Below are 14,515 nucleotides of genomic sequence, written 5' to 3'. Positions count from 1 at the left end.
ACCTTTCCCAGTATGCAACCGGTCATGAATCCTACTCATCCAGGGCTGTCGGTGCGTGTTGCCGACGAAGGTTTCGCTCCCTATATCTGGGGCAGTGATTTCAGTTTTGAAGTTGCCGCTTACGGCGCGCCGGAAATAGGTCAGCCCGTGGAGCGATGGCGGGTCACGCCGATTACCCCTTATCGCAAGTGTTATGGCATTGATCCTGAGGAGTTCAGCAGTTTTCGCGATGCTCCGGACAGCGCGATTTTCATGGCGTATCTGGACGATGAGCCGGTGGGGCATCTGGTGGTCAGCACCAACTGGAACGGCTTTGCCCATATCGACGAATTGGCAGTGCATGCGCCTGCCCGGCGACATGGCGTCGCCAAGGCGCTGCTGGATGTGGCGCAGTTCTGGAGCCGCAAGAAAAAACTGCCGGGCATCATGCTCGAAACCCAGAACAATAACCTGGGCGCCTGTCGACTCTATGAACGGTGTGGTTACGTGATCGGCGGGATCGACCATCTGCGTTATCGCGGTATCGACCCGAACACCGCCGAAGTGGCGTTGTTCTGGTATCGAATGTTCGAAAACCAGCTGGAAAACCCGATCAGTTCACCAGCATCGCCGCGGCTTGTTCCGTGATGATGCTCAACAAAGCCTGAACCGCGGCAGAAGGCTCACCGTTTTTCAGGGTCAAGGCGTACAGGCTGATCGGCACGGCCGGCGCCAGCGGGCAGACATCCAGCCCCGTCGTTTTGGCCCCGAGAGCCGTGAACGGATCGACAATGGCCAAGCCTTCCCCTGCCTCGACCATGCTGCGCATCATCTGATGGGTCTGGACGCGGGTCTGAATAACCGGCGCCGGACGCAAGGCGTGCAGTTTGTTTTCCAGGGCCGGGCTCAACGGGTCGTGGCCTTCCAGGCCGATCATCGATTGACCGGCCAGATCCTGCACCGAGATGTATTTCTGTTTCGGTTGCAGCCAGCCATGGGGCGCGAGCAGTTGCAACTTGCCTTGGGCAATCACCTGGCAGTCGATTTCAGTGCGTTCGGGGTCATGCAGGCTCAGCCCCAGATCGCTTTCGCGCAGCAACAGGCTTTTGACGATGTCTCGGGTGGGCTGGCTCAGAAGGGTGCAGGGCGCGTCGGGCAGGCGTCGACGCAGGGCGGCGATGCTGTGCGGCAATAATTGCTGGGCCAGGGGCGGGGTGCAAATGATGCGCAGCGGTGGCGCCAGATATTGTTTGAGGCTATTGGCCAGGCGCTGAACCGGTTCGAGCGCATCGTAGACCCGTTCGATTTCGACCTGCAGTTCCCGCGCCTCGCGGGTGGCCTGCAAGCGCCCGCGCACGCTGGCAAACAACATGAACCCCAGCTGATCCTCGGCGTCGCGCAGCAAATGCTCGACATCGGCCACCGGCATCTGCAGCCATTCGGCGGCGGTGCCCAGGTGACCGGTCTGCAGGAGCGCCTGGATCACTTCGATATGGCGTAAGCGCATGCATGAAGTCCATGTTCAGCAGGTGAAGGAGTCAGCGTTTGAATCCTAACCCAAGTCCGTGCATATGACTTCTACCCATAACATCGAGTTATGACGCAACGGTGGGTTCCGGCTCCCGGACGAGCGTAACGCCCGATTGCACCAGCTGAAACTCGTTGTCATCGATCTTGTTCAGGCGATCGCCAATGGCTGTTTTGTAAGTGGTAACCGTCCCTGGTACGTCTGCCGCCGGCGTGGATTCAAACTCATGCACGGAATAAATGCGGCCTTCCGCGTCTCTTGCATGGAACTGACCGACGAGTACTGCTGCCATCTGCTTAGAACCTCTGGAGATAAATCACTCAATTTGCGGCTCTGTAGACCGTGCTTGTGCGAAGTAAGTTTTCTTACATGAAAAAAATAGTCAGGTGCGGTGTTTTCGGCCGCCTCCGGGTAAAACGTCATCTATAACTACAAGCTCTTTCCACCGGACAGTCGAGAATCTCCCATGAGCAACGTCTATACGATCGCCGTCGTGGTCGGCAGCTTGAGAAAGGAATCGATCAACCGCAAGATCGCGTTGGCCCTGGCTGAACTGGCGCCTGCCAATCTCAAGCTCAACATCGTCGAAATCGGCGATCTGCCGCTCTATAACGAAGACATCGATGGTGCGTCACCGCCGGCAGCCTACAGCACTTTCCGACAACAAGTGAGCACATCCGACGCGGTGCTGTTCGTGACGCCTGAATACAACCGTTCTGTACCGGCGCCGATGAAGAATGCGATCGATGTGGGGTCGCGCCCGTACGGCAAAAGTGCCTGGAGTGGAAAGCCGGGCGCAGTGATCAGCGCGTCACCGGGTGCAGTCGGTGGATTTGGTGCGAACCATCACCTGCGTCAGTCCATGGTTTTTCTCAATGTGCCAATGATGCAGCAACCCGAGGCTTATCTGGGTGGTGCCGGTAAAGCGTTTGATGAGGCGGGTACGCTGTCCGAATCGGTGAAGCCTTTCCTGCAGAGTTTCATCAATGCCTATGCGCAATGGGTGGAGCAGCACAAGAAAGTTTGAGTTTGCGGGCAACCTGGTGTTGCGGGTGAATTTGGCGGCGCCGGTTGTGAGGTTATTCATTTAAACCGGGTTGGCCCTATCGCGAGCAAGCTCGCTCCTACAGAGGAATGCATTTCAGCCTGTGGGAGCCTGCTCGCGAAGGGGCCGGCTCAGGCAATGCAAGGCTCAACCTTGTCCCGGCACATTCGGCCAAAGATCCGCCACCAGAAACAACCGCTCGGCTTCTTCCCAGTCGCCACTGGCGTTTTCCGTCAGCCGCACCAGCAATTGCGCCGGGGCCAGCGGCTCCAGATCGCTCAACCACGCTTGCAGCTGCTCTGCATTCCAGGTGTGTTCCGCGGTGTAGTGCGCCGGGGCCAGCCAGGCATGGCGGGGCAGGGGCTGCCAGCGGCCAGCCGGGCTTTGCGCAACAAACGCCGCCCAATCCTTTTGATGCAACCAACGCCCACGCAAATGTTGTGGATGTGCGCCCTGCGGGGAATCGGAAGGGCCCGGCCACGGATAAAGCAGATAGCCACCCAACCATAAATGCGCGCTGAACTGGCGGATATCCAGTGCTGCGAGCACTTCGCGGCTCTCGGGACGTGCGGAGATCGGCAGTTGATGTTCGCTCAGGTGCTTCAGTTTGCGGTCCAGTCGGTCATGGCAACCTGGGCCGAGCCATTGTGCGGTGTCGTGGCCATCGCCGGATTGCGGGCCGAGGTAAAGCTTGATTGCCAGTTCCAGGTGATGCACGCCGTCGCGATCACGCAGCAACATGTCCAGCTCGCCCAAGGTGTGGCCCTCGCGGCGGATCGGCATGTTGGCGGCAATCAATTCGATGCCCGGCGCATGCTGCACGGCGAATTGCCACAGTCGCTCGTAATACAAGCCCAGGCGCCGGGTGCGGGCCTGGGCCAGCCAGTGCAGCAACCCGTAACTGTCCCGGTCGAGCTGTCGCAGCCAGTGTTCCAGGTGCTCCGGCGTCTGCACCCAATCGCTGCCGGCCAGCGGATGCCGCTGTGGCCACGGCGTATCGCCAAGCATCGGCGGTGCGAGGATGACCCACGCCAGGTCGCGCACTTCAGGGTGGCGCAACTGGTGGGGTAGCTGGAGCAAATCTGGAAATAGGATCATCTTGCGAGCATAGCCCGAAACCCGAGCACACCCTTGAAGCTGAAAGGATTTTGTCTACGGCCGGGTTTCGCCCATAATCGTGTTTTTCGCGCCACACAGATCCCGCAGGAGCCCCATGGAGCAATTTCGCAATATCGGCATCATCGGTCGCCTGGGCAGTTCTCAGGTGCTGGATACCGTCCGCCGACTGAAACGGTTTCTGCTCGATCGTCACCTGCATGTGATCCTCGAAGACACCATCGCCGAAGTCCTGCCGGGGCATGGCCTGCAAACGTCGTCGCGCAAGATGCTCGGTGAAGTCTGCGACATGGTCATCGTCGTCGGGGGCGATGGCAGCCTGCTCGGCGCCGCACGGGCACTGGCCAAGCACAATATTCCGGTACTCGGGATCAACCGGGGCAGCCTGGGTTTCCTGACTGATATCCGTCCCGATGAACTGGAAGTCAAAGTCGCCGAAGTGCTCGATGGGCATTATCTGGTGGAAAACCGCTTCCTGCTCCAGGCCGAAGTCCGCCGTCATGCCGAGGCCATCGGCCAGGGCGATGCACTGAACGACGTGGTGCTGCACCCCGGCAAATCGACGCGGATGATCGAGTTCGAGCTGTACATCGACGGCCAGTTCGTCTGCAGCCAGAAGGCCGACGGCCTGATCGTCGCCACGCCGACCGGTTCCACTGCGTATGCGCTGTCCGCCGGCGGGCCGATCATGCACCCCAAGCTCGACGCCATTGTCATTGTGCCGATGTACCCCCATACCTTGTCGGGTAGACCCATTGTGGTCGATGGCAACAGTGAGCTGAAAATCGTCGTGTCCAAGGATATGCAGATTTACCCGCAAGTCTCGTGTGACGGGCAGAACCACTTTACCTGCGCGCCCGGCGACACCATTACCGTCAGCAAGAAAGCCCAGAAGTTGCGGCTGATTCATCCGCTCGACCACAACTACTATGAAGTCTGCCGGACCAAGCTCGGCTGGGGCAGCAGGTTGGGTGGTGGAGGCGACTGATGCTCGATCCCGCGCGTAGCTACGACCTGATCGGTGACGTGCACGGTTGCGCAATGACCCTTGAGCATTTGCTCGACCGGCTCGGTTATCACAAGCAGGGTGGTGTCTGGCGACACGCATCGCGCATGGCGGTGTTCGTCGGCGACATCATCGACCGCGGCCCGCGGATTCGCGAGGCGCTGCATATCGTTCACGACATGGTCGAGGCCGGTCAGGCGCTGTGCATCATGGGCAACCATGAATTCAATGCGTTGGGCTGGGTCACGCCGGCGCTGCCCGGCAGCGGCAAGCAATTCGTGCGCGAGCACACGCCGCGCCATGCCCGCTTGCTGCACGAAACCCTGACTCAGTTTGAACACCATCCCGGCGACTGGCACGACTTCCAGCAGTGGTTCTACGAACTGCCGCTGTTCCTCGATGCCGGGCGTTTTCGCGTGGTGCACGCGTGCTGGGATGCAGGCTTGATCGAGCCGTTGCGGGCACTGTTTCCCAATGGTTGCGTCGACGAGCATTTTCTTCAGGCGTCGGCGGAACCGGGTTCGTTTGCCTGCACCGTATTCGATCGCCTGCTGCGTGGCACCGACATGCGCTTGCCCCATGGCTTGACCATGACCAGCGGCGACGGACTGGTGCGTTCGTTTTTCCGCACCAAATTCTGGGAAGACGACCCGAAAACCTATGGAGACATTGTGTTCCAGCCAGACGCCTTGCCTGAACCCGTCGCGCAAACGCCATTGACCTCTACCGAAAAGAACAGCCTGCTGCGCTACGGTATCGATGAGCCGCTGTTGTTTGTCGGCCACTATTGGCGCAGCGGCAAACCAGCGCCGATCCGGCCAAACCTGGCCTGCCTGGACTACAGCGCGGTGCTCTACGGCAAACTGGTCGCGTATCGACTGGACCAGGAAACCCGCCTCGATCCACATAAATTCGTCTGGGTCGATGTCGAGCGGCCGGAGGTGCTGCAATGAGTGCTGTCGCGGTCTTGCGTCTGCCATTGGCGGTGGACCTGAGCGGGTTCGTCCAATTGCTCAAACGCATGCAAGTGCCCCATCGGGTCAGTGAAGAGTCCGGTGAGCAAGTGTTGTGGGTGCCGCAGAACATCAGCGAAGACGTCCGTGCTCTGTACGAGCGCTTTCCGGCGGGCGATCCCGACCAGCAACTGGATATCCCGGTGGCGCAAACGGTCAAGCGTCCGGGGTTTGTCGAGCAGGTGAAATACGCCAAGGCCACCGCGCTGATATTGCTGCTGAGCGTGATCGTCGGCGCGCTCACGCTGCTGGGCGACAACCTGGAAACGATGCGCTGGCTGACCTTCCTCGAATTCCGCGTGGTCGGTGAATACATTCATTTCACGCCTCTGGCCGACAGCCTGGCGGCCGGGCAGTGGTGGCGTCTGGTGACGCCGATGCTGATCCACTTCGGCATCCTGCACCTGGCGATGAACGGCATGTGGTACTGGGAGCTGGGGCGACGAATTGAATCGCGTCAGGGCAGCATCAATCTGATCGGCCTGACCTTGCTGTTCAGCCTCGTGTCCAACTTCACCCAATATTTGTTCAGCGGGCCGTCCCTGTTCGGTGGGCTGTCCGGCGTGCTGTACGGGTTACTCGGGCATTGCTGGATTTTCCAGCTGCTCGCGCCGAACCCGGCATATCGCTTGCCCCGTGGCGTGTTGGTGATGATGCTGGTGTGGCTGTTGTTGTGCCTGTCCGGCCTCATCTCGATGATCGGCTTCGGCGAAATCGCCAACGCGGCCCATGTCAGCGGGTTACTCATCGGATGCTTCACCGGTTTGTTGGGTGGTTTGTACAACCGCCGTAAACTGGCCGTCTAAATCAGATATGCAATAAAGAGCGCGGAGACCCAATGTCCTCTTTTAACGAAATGATCAAGAACATCACCCCTGATATCTACGAGAGCCTGAAACTGGCCGTGGAAATCGGCAAATGGTCCGATGGTGGCAAACTCACCGCCGAACAGCGTGAACTGTCGCTGCAAGCGATGATCGCCTGGGAAATCCAGAACCTGCCCGAAGACCAGCGCACGGGCTACATGGGCCCGCAGGAATGCAGCTCCAAGTCGATTCAAGTGCCGAATATCCTGTTCAAGTCGGATGCCATCCATTGATCGAGATTGGCCGCGGTGCAATCAGCAAAATGTCGGCGCGCCTTGACGGGCCGAACGTGCAATACGCATTTCGTCTTGGCGAAACCGAGGTGCCGGTCAATCCGTTGATCGGGACCACGGTGCGCCTTGAATACCTGGGTGCGATCCACTGCATCCATTGCGGACGCAAAACCAAAACCAGTTTCAGCCAGGGTTACTGCTACCCGTGCATGACCAAACTGGCCCAGTGCGACGTGTGCATCATGAGCCCGGAACGCTGCCACTTTGACGCCGGTACGTGCCGGGAGCCGGAGTGGGGCGAGAAGTTCTGCATGACCGACCACGTGGTGTACCTGGCCAATTCGTCGGGGGTGAAAGTCGGGATTACCCGAGCGACCCAGCTGCCGACCCGCTGGCTCGATCAGGGCGCCAGCCAGGCATTGCCGATCATCCGCGTCTCGACCCGACAGCAGTCCGGTTTTGTCGAAGACCTGTTCCGCAGCCAGGTGGCCGACAAGACCAATTGGCGTGCTTTACTCAAGGGCGATGCGGCGACGGTGAATCTGGCCGAGGTTCGCGATCAGCTGTTCGCCAGTTGCGCAGAAGGTTTGCAAACGCTGCAGGAACGATTTGGCCTACAGGCGATCCAGACTATTTCTGACGTTGATCCGCTCGAAATCCGCTACCCGGTCGAGCAGTACCCGGCGAAAATCGTCAGCTTCAACCTGGACAAGAACCCGATCGTCGAAGGCACGCTGATGGGCGTCAAAGGTCAATACCTGATTTTCGACACCGGCGTGATCAATATTCGTAAATACACGGCTTACCAGCTCGCCGTGCATCAGTAAGGATTCCAGCATGCGCACCGAACAACCGAAGATGATCTACCTGAAGGACTATCAGGCGCCCGAGTACCTGATCGACGAGACGCACCTGACCTTCGAGTTGTACGAGGACCACAGCCTGGTCCATGCGCAACTGGTAATGCGCCGCAACCCCGAGCGTGGCCCGGGCCTGCCGCCGCTGGTGCTGGATGGCCAGCAGCTCGAGTTGATGTCGGTCACTCTGGCTGATCGTGAGCTGGACGCCGCCGACTATCAATTGACCGAAAATCACCTGACCCTGCACCCGGCCAGCGCCACCTTCACGGTCGACACCAGCGTCAAGATCCACCCGGAAACCAACACCGCGCTGGAAGGCCTGTACAAGTCCGGCACGATGTTCTGCACCCAGTGCGAGGCCGAAGGCTTCCGCAAGATCACCTATTATCTCGACCGTCCGGACGTGATGAGCACCTTCACCACCACCGTGGTTGCCGAACAGCACAGCTATCCGGTGTTGCTGTCCAACGGCAACCCGATTGCCTCCGGTCCTGGCGAAGACGGCCGGCACTGGGCGACCTGGGAAGACCCGTTCAAGAAACCGGCGTACCTGTTTGCGTTGGTGGCCGGTGACCTGTGGTGCGTTGAAGACACGTTCACCACCATGACCGAACGCACTGTGGCGCTGCGTATTTATGTCGAGCCGGAAAACATCGACAAGTGCCAGCACGCCATGAACAGCCTGAAGAAATCCATGCGCTGGGACGAAGAGGTCTACGGTCGCGAGTACGATCTGGACATCTTCATGATCGTCGCCGTGAACGACTTCAACATGGGCGCGATGGAGAACAAGGGCCTCAACATCTTCAACTCCAGCGCCGTGCTGGCCCGCGCCGAAACCGCCACCGACGCCGCGCACCAGCGGGTCGAGGCGATCGTCGCTCACGAATATTTCCACAACTGGTCGGGCAACCGCGTGACCTGCCGCGACTGGTTCCAGCTGTCGCTGAAGGAAGGTTTCACCGTGTTCCGCGATTCGGGCTTCTCCGCCGACATGAACTCGGCCACGGTCAAGCGTATTCAGGACGTCGCCTACCTGCGCACCCACCAGTTCGCCGAAGACGCCGGTCCCATGGCCCACGCTGTGCGCCCGGACAGCTTTATCGAGATTTCCAACTTCTACACCCTGACTGTGTACGAAAAGGGTTCGGAAGTCGTGGGCATGATCCATACCTTGCTCGGCGCTGAAGGTTTCCGCAAAGGCAGCGATTTGTACTTTGATCGCCACGACGGCCAGGCCGTGACCTGCGATGACTTCATCAAGGCCATGGAAGATGCCAACGGCGTCGACCTGACCCAGTTCAAGCGCTGGTACAGCCAGGCGGGCACACCGCGTCTGTCCGTGAGCGAGTCTTACGACGCGGCGGCAAAAACCTACAGCCTGACGTTCCGCCAGAGCTGCCCGGAAACCCCGGACAAAGTTGAAAAACTGCCGTTCGTGATTCCGGTCGAACTGGGCCTGCTCGATAGCAAGGGCGGCGAGATTGCCCTGCGTCTTGCCGGTGAAGCCGCCGCCCAAGGCACGACCCGCGTGATCTCGGTGACCGAAGCCGAGCAGACGTTCACCTTCGTCGACATCGCTGAACAACCGTTGCCGTCGTTGCTGCGTGGTTTCTCGGCGCCGGTGAAACTGAGCTTCCCGTACAACCGCGATCAGTTGATGTTCCTGATGCAGCACGACAGCGACGGTTTCAACCGCTGGGATGCCGGGCAGCAACTGTCTGTGCAGGTGTTGCAGGAATTGATCGCCCAGCAGCAGAAGGGCGAAGCGCTGGTGCTGGATCAGCGTCTGGTCACCGCGTTGCGCACTGTGCTGTCGGACGAATCGCTGGATCAGGCGATGGTCGCGGAAATGCTCTCGTTGCCGAGCGAAGCGTATCTCACCGAAATCAGCGAAGTGGCGGATGTCGACGCCATCCACACCGCCCGTGAGTTTGCCCGTAAGCAACTGACGGACGCCTTGTTCGAAGGCCTGTGGCTGCGCTATCAGGCCAATCGCGAATTGTCGAAGCAGACGCCGTACATGGCCGAGGCCGAGCATTTCGCCCGTCGCGCCTTGCAGAACATTGCGTTGTCGTACCTGATGCTCAGCGGCAAACCGGAAGTATTGGCGGCAACCCTGGAGCAGTTCGACGCGTGCGACAACATGACCGAGCGTTTGACCGCACTGGCGGTGTTGGTCAACTCGCCGTTCGAAGAACAGAAGGCCACGGCGCTGGCGAGCTTCGCCGAGCACTTCAAGGACAACCCGCTGGTCATGGATCAATGGTTCAGCGTGCAGGCCGGCAGTGTATTGCCTGGCGGTCTGGATCGGGTGAAGGCGTTGATGCAGCACCCGGCCTTCAACATCAAGAACCCGAACAAGGTGCGGGCGCTGGTCGGTGCGTTTGCCGGGCAGAACCTGATCAACTTCCATGCGGCGGATGGTTCCGGGTATCGCTTCCTCGCCGATCTGGTGATCGAGTTGAATGGCTTCAATCCGCAGATTGCTTCTCGCCAGTTGGCGCCTCTGACTCGCTGGCGCAAGTACGACAGTGCCCGTCAGGCTTTGATGAAAGCTGAGCTGGAGCGCATTCGTGCGTCGGGTCAGTTGTCCAGCGATGTGTTTGAAGTGGTCAGCAAGAGTCTGGCCTGAGTCTGCTGTTGACCTTGGCGGCCTTCGGGCCGACCAATTTCTTTTTCTTTCAGATGTACTCAATCCCTGTAGGAGCTGGCTTGCCAGCGATGGCGGTGTGTCAGCTGCAGCAGGGTTGGCCGAGATGGCGCCATCGCCGGCAAGCCAGCTCCTACAGGGAGGTGTGTACAGCCTGACGAACAGGCCGGCCGGTAGGCCGCCTCGCTTTGGCTTTTGGTTTTCTTACCCCCCTCGATAGGCCCACGGCGAGGCACCAAATGTAAGGGGCCAAGCGCTTTGGTTACTTTCGCCTGGGCCGGCATTCCGGCTCTTCGAACGTGACCCGCCGTAAGGGCGGAACCAATAGCGGCCGTAACCGCAGCAACGGATATGTACACCAATCACCAAAACCCCAATCACCCCACCTGATACCCAACCATTCAGAACAACCCCCATCCCCCCCGGTTAACAAAAGATAACGTGGCGTCGATTGTCAGACATTCAAAAACACCGATAGGATAAGCCAGCTTCCGAAGGGGCTCTGGATTGCGGGTTTCAGGACTATGTTCTGAAACTGCCGGTCCAGACACGCACCCTTACGGCGCCCAGAAAGGTTGAATGACCTAACAATAATAATGGGGGAAGGTCTATGAGTGAGCCTGTCATGGGTGTGGGTATCTGCCGCCCGCCGGCATTACGCAAAATCGCGTTGCTGGCTACAGCGCTCTCGCTGTTGGGCTCGGCCATGCTGTCGGCACCTGTGCTGGCCGCAGCGACGCCAGCATCCGACGTTGTTTATGCCACTGAATCTGCCAAGGCGGTCAAAAGCCTGATGCTCGATGTCGTCCACGCCGGCAAGCGGCTGGTGGCGGTTGGGGATCGCGGGCACATCCTTTATTCCGATGACCAGGGTACCAGCTGGGCGCAGGCCAAGGTGCCAACCCGGGCACTGCTGACGTCGGTGTTTTTCGTCGATGACAAACACGGCTGGGCCGTCGGCCATGACGCACAGATCCTCGCCAGCGAGGACGGCGGCGCCACCTGGACCAAGCAATTCGAAGATCTCCAACGCGAGTCGCCGCTGCTCGATGTCTGGTTCAAGGACGTCAACAGCGGCTTCGCCGTGGGTGCTTACGGCGCGCTGCTTGAAACCACCGATGGCGGCAAACACTGGGAAGACGTCAGTGACCGCATGGACAATGAAGACCAGTACCACCTGAACGCAATCGCAGCGGTCAAGGACTCCGGTCTGTTCATCGTTGGCGAGCAGGGCAGCATGTTCCGCTCTGCCGACTGGGGCCAGACCTGGGAAAAACTCGAAGGTCCGTACGAAGGCTCGTTGTTCGGCGTGATGGGCACGGCTCAACCTTCCACGCTGCTGGTTTACGGTCTGCGCGGCAATCTCTACCGTTCCACCGACTTCGGCAGCAACTGGGAGCAAGTCGAGCTCAAGGCTGAACGCGGCGACCTGGAGTTCGGTCTGTCCGGTAGCACGCTGCTCGATGACGGTTCCATCGTGATCGTCGGCAACGGCGGTTCGGTGATTCGCAGCAGCGACGATGGCGAAACCTTCAAAGTGGTCAACCGTGCGGATCGCATTTCCGTCTCGGCGGTCACCGCTGCAGGCAATGGCAATCTGGTTCTAGCCGGGCAGGGCGGCGTTCGCGTCACCTCGCCGAATGGCACCGAGTCGGGCAAATGAGCCGGGTTAATAATAAGAAGGCGCAGCTATGACTTCCTTGAGTACTCATCAACAGGACAAGGCGACGTTCCTCGAACGCCTGATCTTCAACAACCGCCCGGCAGTGATCACGATCTGCCTGCTGGTCAGCATTTTCCTGTTCTGGCAGGCGACGCTGATCCGTCCTTCCACCAGTTTCGAAAAAATGATCCCGCTGGAGCACCCCTTCATCCAGAAGATGATGGAGCACCGCAATGATCTGGCGAACCTGGGCAACACCGTGCGGATTTCGGTGGAAGCCACCGATGGCGACATCTTCTCCAAGGAGTACATGGAGACCCTGCGTCAGATCAACGACGAGGTGTTCTACATCTCCGGTGTCGACCGTTCGGGCCTCAAGTCGCTGTGGAGTCCGAGCGTTCGCTGGACTGAAGTGACGGAAGAGGGCTTTGCCGGCGGCGAAGTCATTCCGCAGAGCTACAACGGCTCCCAGGCCAGTCTCGACCTGCTGCGCAACAACGTGCTCAAGTCCGGGCAAGTCGGGCGGCTGGTGTCCAATGACTTCAAGTCGAGCATCGTCGACATCCCGTTGCTGGAGTCCTACCCGGACCCGCAAGACCAGGGCAAGTTGCTGGCGCTGGATTACCGCAAGTTCTCCCACGAGCTGGAAGACAAGATCCGCGACAAGTTTGAAAAACAGAACCCCAACGTCAAGATCCACATCGTCGGTTTCGCCAAGAAAGTCGGTGACCTGATCGATGGCCTGGTGATGGTGGTGATGTTCTTCGGCATTGCCTTCGTCATCACCCTGATCCTGTTGCTGTGGTTCACCAACTGCCTGCGCAGTACCGTGGCCGTGTTGAGCACGACGCTGGTGGCGGTGGTCTGGCAGCTGGGCTTGATGCACTTCTTCGGCTTCGGGCTCGATCCTTATTCGATGCTCGTTCCGTTCCTGATCTTCGCCATCGGTATTTCCCACGGCGTGCAGAAGATCAACGGTATCGCCTTGCAATCCAGCGAGGCGGACAACGCCCTGACGGCAGCACGACGTACGTTCCGTCAACTGTTTCTGCCGGGGATGATTGCGATCCTTGCGGATGCGGTGGGTTTCATCACGCTGCTGATCATCGATATCGGCGTGATCCGCGAGCTGGCCATCGGCGCGTCCATCGGCGTGGCGGTGATCGTGTTCACCAACCTGATCCTGCTGCCGGTGGCGATTTCCTATGTCGGCATCAGCAAGCGTGCCGTCGAACGCAGCAAGAAAGATGCGGTGCGTGAACACCCGTTCTGGCGTCTGCTGTCGAATTTCGCCAGCGCCAAAGTGGCCCCGGTTTCCATTCTGCTGGCATTGATCGCCTTTGGCGGTGGCCTCTGGTACAGCCAAAACCTGAAGATCGGTGACCTCGATCAGGGTGCTCCCGAGTTGCGTCCGGATTCGCGCTACAACAAGGACAACAACTTCATCATCAACAACTACTCCACCAGCTCCGACGTTTTGGTGGTGATGGTCAAGACCAATTCCGAAGGTTGCTCGCGCTACGAAGCCATGGCGCCGATCGATGAGTTGATGTGGAAGATGCAGAACACCGAGGGCGTGCAGTCGGCGATTTCTTTGGTGACTGTGTCCAAGCAGATGATCAAGGGCATGAACGAGGGCAACCTGAAATGGGAAACCCTGTCGCGTAACCCAGACGTACTGAACAACTCCATTGCCCGGGCCGATGGCCTGTACAACAACAGTTGCTCGCTGGCGCCGGTGCTGGTGTTCCTCAACGATCACAAGGCCGAAACCCTGGATCGTGCGGTGCATGCGGTGCAGGAATTCGCCAAGGAAAACAACAAGGATGGCCTGGAATTCATCCTCGCTGCCGGTAACGCGGGGATCGAGGCGGCTACCAACGAGGTGATCAAGAAGTCCGAGCTGACCATCCTGATCCTGGTGTACATCTGTGTGGCGGTCATGTGCATGATCACCTTCCGCTCTTGGGCGGCGACCTTGTGCATCGTGCTGCCGCTGGTACTGACATCGGTGCTCGGCAACGCCCTGATGGCCTTCATGGGTATCGGCGTGAAAGTCGCGACCCTGCCGGTGGTGGCGCTCGGGGTGGGGATTGGCGTGGACTACGGCATTTATATCTACAGCCGTCTGGAAAGCTTCCTGCGTGCCGGTCTGCCGTTGCAAGAAGCCTACTACCAGACGCTGAAATCTACCGGTAAGGCCGTACTGTTCACCGGTCTGTGCCTGGCCATCGGCGTGTGCACCTGGATCTTCTCGGCCATCAAGTTCCAGGCCGACATGGGGCTGATGCTGACCTTCATGCTGCTGTGGAACATGTTCGGCGCACTGTGGCTGTTGCCGGCACTGGCGCGGTTCCTGATCAAGCCGGAGAAACTGGCTGGGCAGAAGGGTAATTCGCTGTTTGCCCACTGATCCAGGCTGAAATGAAAAAGCCGCAACCGCATGTTGCGGCTTTTTCATGCCCGATGGTTTTTCCTTGAAGCCTGTGGGAGCAAGCTCACTCCCACTGGAAAGGTAGTGCTTGCGCTATCATTGCGTCTTTCCCATTCAAA

13 protein-coding genes are annotated in these 14,515 nt (G+C 59.3%); 10 read left to right on the top strand and 3 right to left on the bottom strand.

The annotated features are described in order from the left end of the window. Positions 1-12: 12 nt before the first annotated feature. Positions 13-627, top strand: coding sequence for a GNAT family N-acetyltransferase (locus tag CKW19_RS22320; RefSeq protein ID WP_095059893.1), 615 nt, complete (start codon positions 13-15; stop codon positions 625-627). Here CKW19_RS22320 and CKW19_RS22315 read toward each other — a convergent pair. Both CKW19_RS22315 and CKW19_RS22310 read right to left on the bottom strand, forming a co-directional pair. Continuing rightward, positions 593-1,486, bottom strand: coding sequence for a LysR substrate-binding domain-containing protein (locus CKW19_RS22315; protein ID WP_095059892.1), 894 nt, complete (start codon positions 1,484-1,486; stop codon positions 593-595). The genes CKW19_RS22320 and CKW19_RS22315 overlap by 35 nt on opposite strands. Positions 1,487-1,574: 88 nt before the next feature. Further along, positions 1,575-1,799, bottom strand: a complete 225-nt coding sequence (locus CKW19_RS22310; RefSeq protein ID WP_095059891.1) for a hypothetical protein — start codon at positions 1,797-1,799, stop codon at positions 1,575-1,577. Between the two features lie 174 nt (positions 1,800-1,973). Between CKW19_RS22310 and CKW19_RS22305 the strand changes: the two genes are divergently transcribed. Continuing rightward, entirely contained in the window at positions 1,974-2,534 is a 561-nt protein-coding gene (locus CKW19_RS22305) for an NADPH-dependent FMN reductase (protein ID WP_095059890.1), read from the top strand. A gap of 165 nt (positions 2,535-2,699) precedes the next feature. On the opposite strand, the gene CKW19_RS22300 is transcribed toward CKW19_RS22305, so the two are convergent. Continuing rightward, a complete protein-coding gene (locus CKW19_RS22300; protein ID WP_095059889.1) occupies positions 2,700-3,650 on the bottom strand; it encodes a DUF1853 family protein in 951 nt (316 codons plus the stop codon). 115 nt (positions 3,651-3,765) lie between these two features. On the opposite strand from CKW19_RS22300, the gene CKW19_RS22295 reads away from it, so the two are divergent. The 8 genes from CKW19_RS22295 to CKW19_RS22255 all read left to right on the top strand — a co-directional run bounded on the left by CKW19_RS22295 (position 3,766) and on the right by CKW19_RS22255 (position 14,375). Next, a complete protein-coding gene (locus CKW19_RS22295) occupies positions 3,766-4,656 on the top strand; it encodes an NAD(+) kinase (protein ID WP_053158802.1) in 891 nt (296 codons plus the stop codon). After that, positions 4,653-5,627, top strand: coding sequence for a metallophosphoesterase (locus tag CKW19_RS22290; protein WP_371856278.1), 975 nt, complete (start codon positions 4,653-4,655; stop codon positions 5,625-5,627). Before CKW19_RS22295 ends, CKW19_RS22290 begins: the two co-directional genes overlap by 4 nt. After that, entirely contained in the window at positions 5,624-6,493 is an 870-nt protein-coding gene (locus CKW19_RS22285) for a rhomboid family intramembrane serine protease (RefSeq protein WP_095059887.1), read from the top strand. Before CKW19_RS22290 ends, CKW19_RS22285 begins: the two co-directional genes overlap by 4 nt. A 32-nt stretch (positions 6,494-6,525) precedes the next feature. Continuing rightward, complete coding sequence (locus CKW19_RS22280) at positions 6,526-6,786, top strand: YeaC family protein (RefSeq protein WP_053158810.1); 261 nt, start codon at positions 6,526-6,528, stop codon at positions 6,784-6,786. Then, positions 6,783-7,613, top strand: coding sequence for a DUF2797 domain-containing protein (locus CKW19_RS22275; protein ID WP_095059886.1), 831 nt, complete (start codon positions 6,783-6,785; stop codon positions 7,611-7,613). The genes CKW19_RS22280 and CKW19_RS22275 overlap by 4 nt, the downstream gene beginning before the upstream one ends. A gap of 10 nt (positions 7,614-7,623) precedes the next feature. Continuing rightward, positions 7,624-10,281: an aminopeptidase N gene (pepN, locus tag CKW19_RS22270; RefSeq protein WP_095059885.1), complete on the top strand. Its 2,658-nt coding sequence runs from the start codon at positions 7,624-7,626 to the stop codon at positions 10,279-10,281. Positions 10,282-10,909: 628 nt separating this feature from the next. Then, positions 10,910-11,962, top strand: coding sequence for a YCF48-related protein (locus CKW19_RS22260; protein WP_095059884.1), 1,053 nt, complete (start codon positions 10,910-10,912; stop codon positions 11,960-11,962). Positions 11,963-11,990: 28 nt separating this feature from the next. Beyond that, positions 11,991-14,375, top strand: coding sequence for an RND family transporter (locus CKW19_RS22255; protein ID WP_095059883.1), 2,385 nt, complete (start codon positions 11,991-11,993; stop codon positions 14,373-14,375). The last annotated feature ends 140 nt before the right edge of the window (positions 14,376-14,515 follow it).

It is taken from the genome of Pseudomonas sp. Irchel s3f7, assembly GCF_900187615.1.
In the GTDB taxonomy this organism is placed as follows: Bacteria; Pseudomonadota; Gammaproteobacteria; order Pseudomonadales; family Pseudomonadaceae; genus Aquipseudomonas.
The sequence above is the reverse complement of the archived record's forward strand: the minus strand, read 5'-3'. Positions and strand labels throughout refer to the sequence as shown.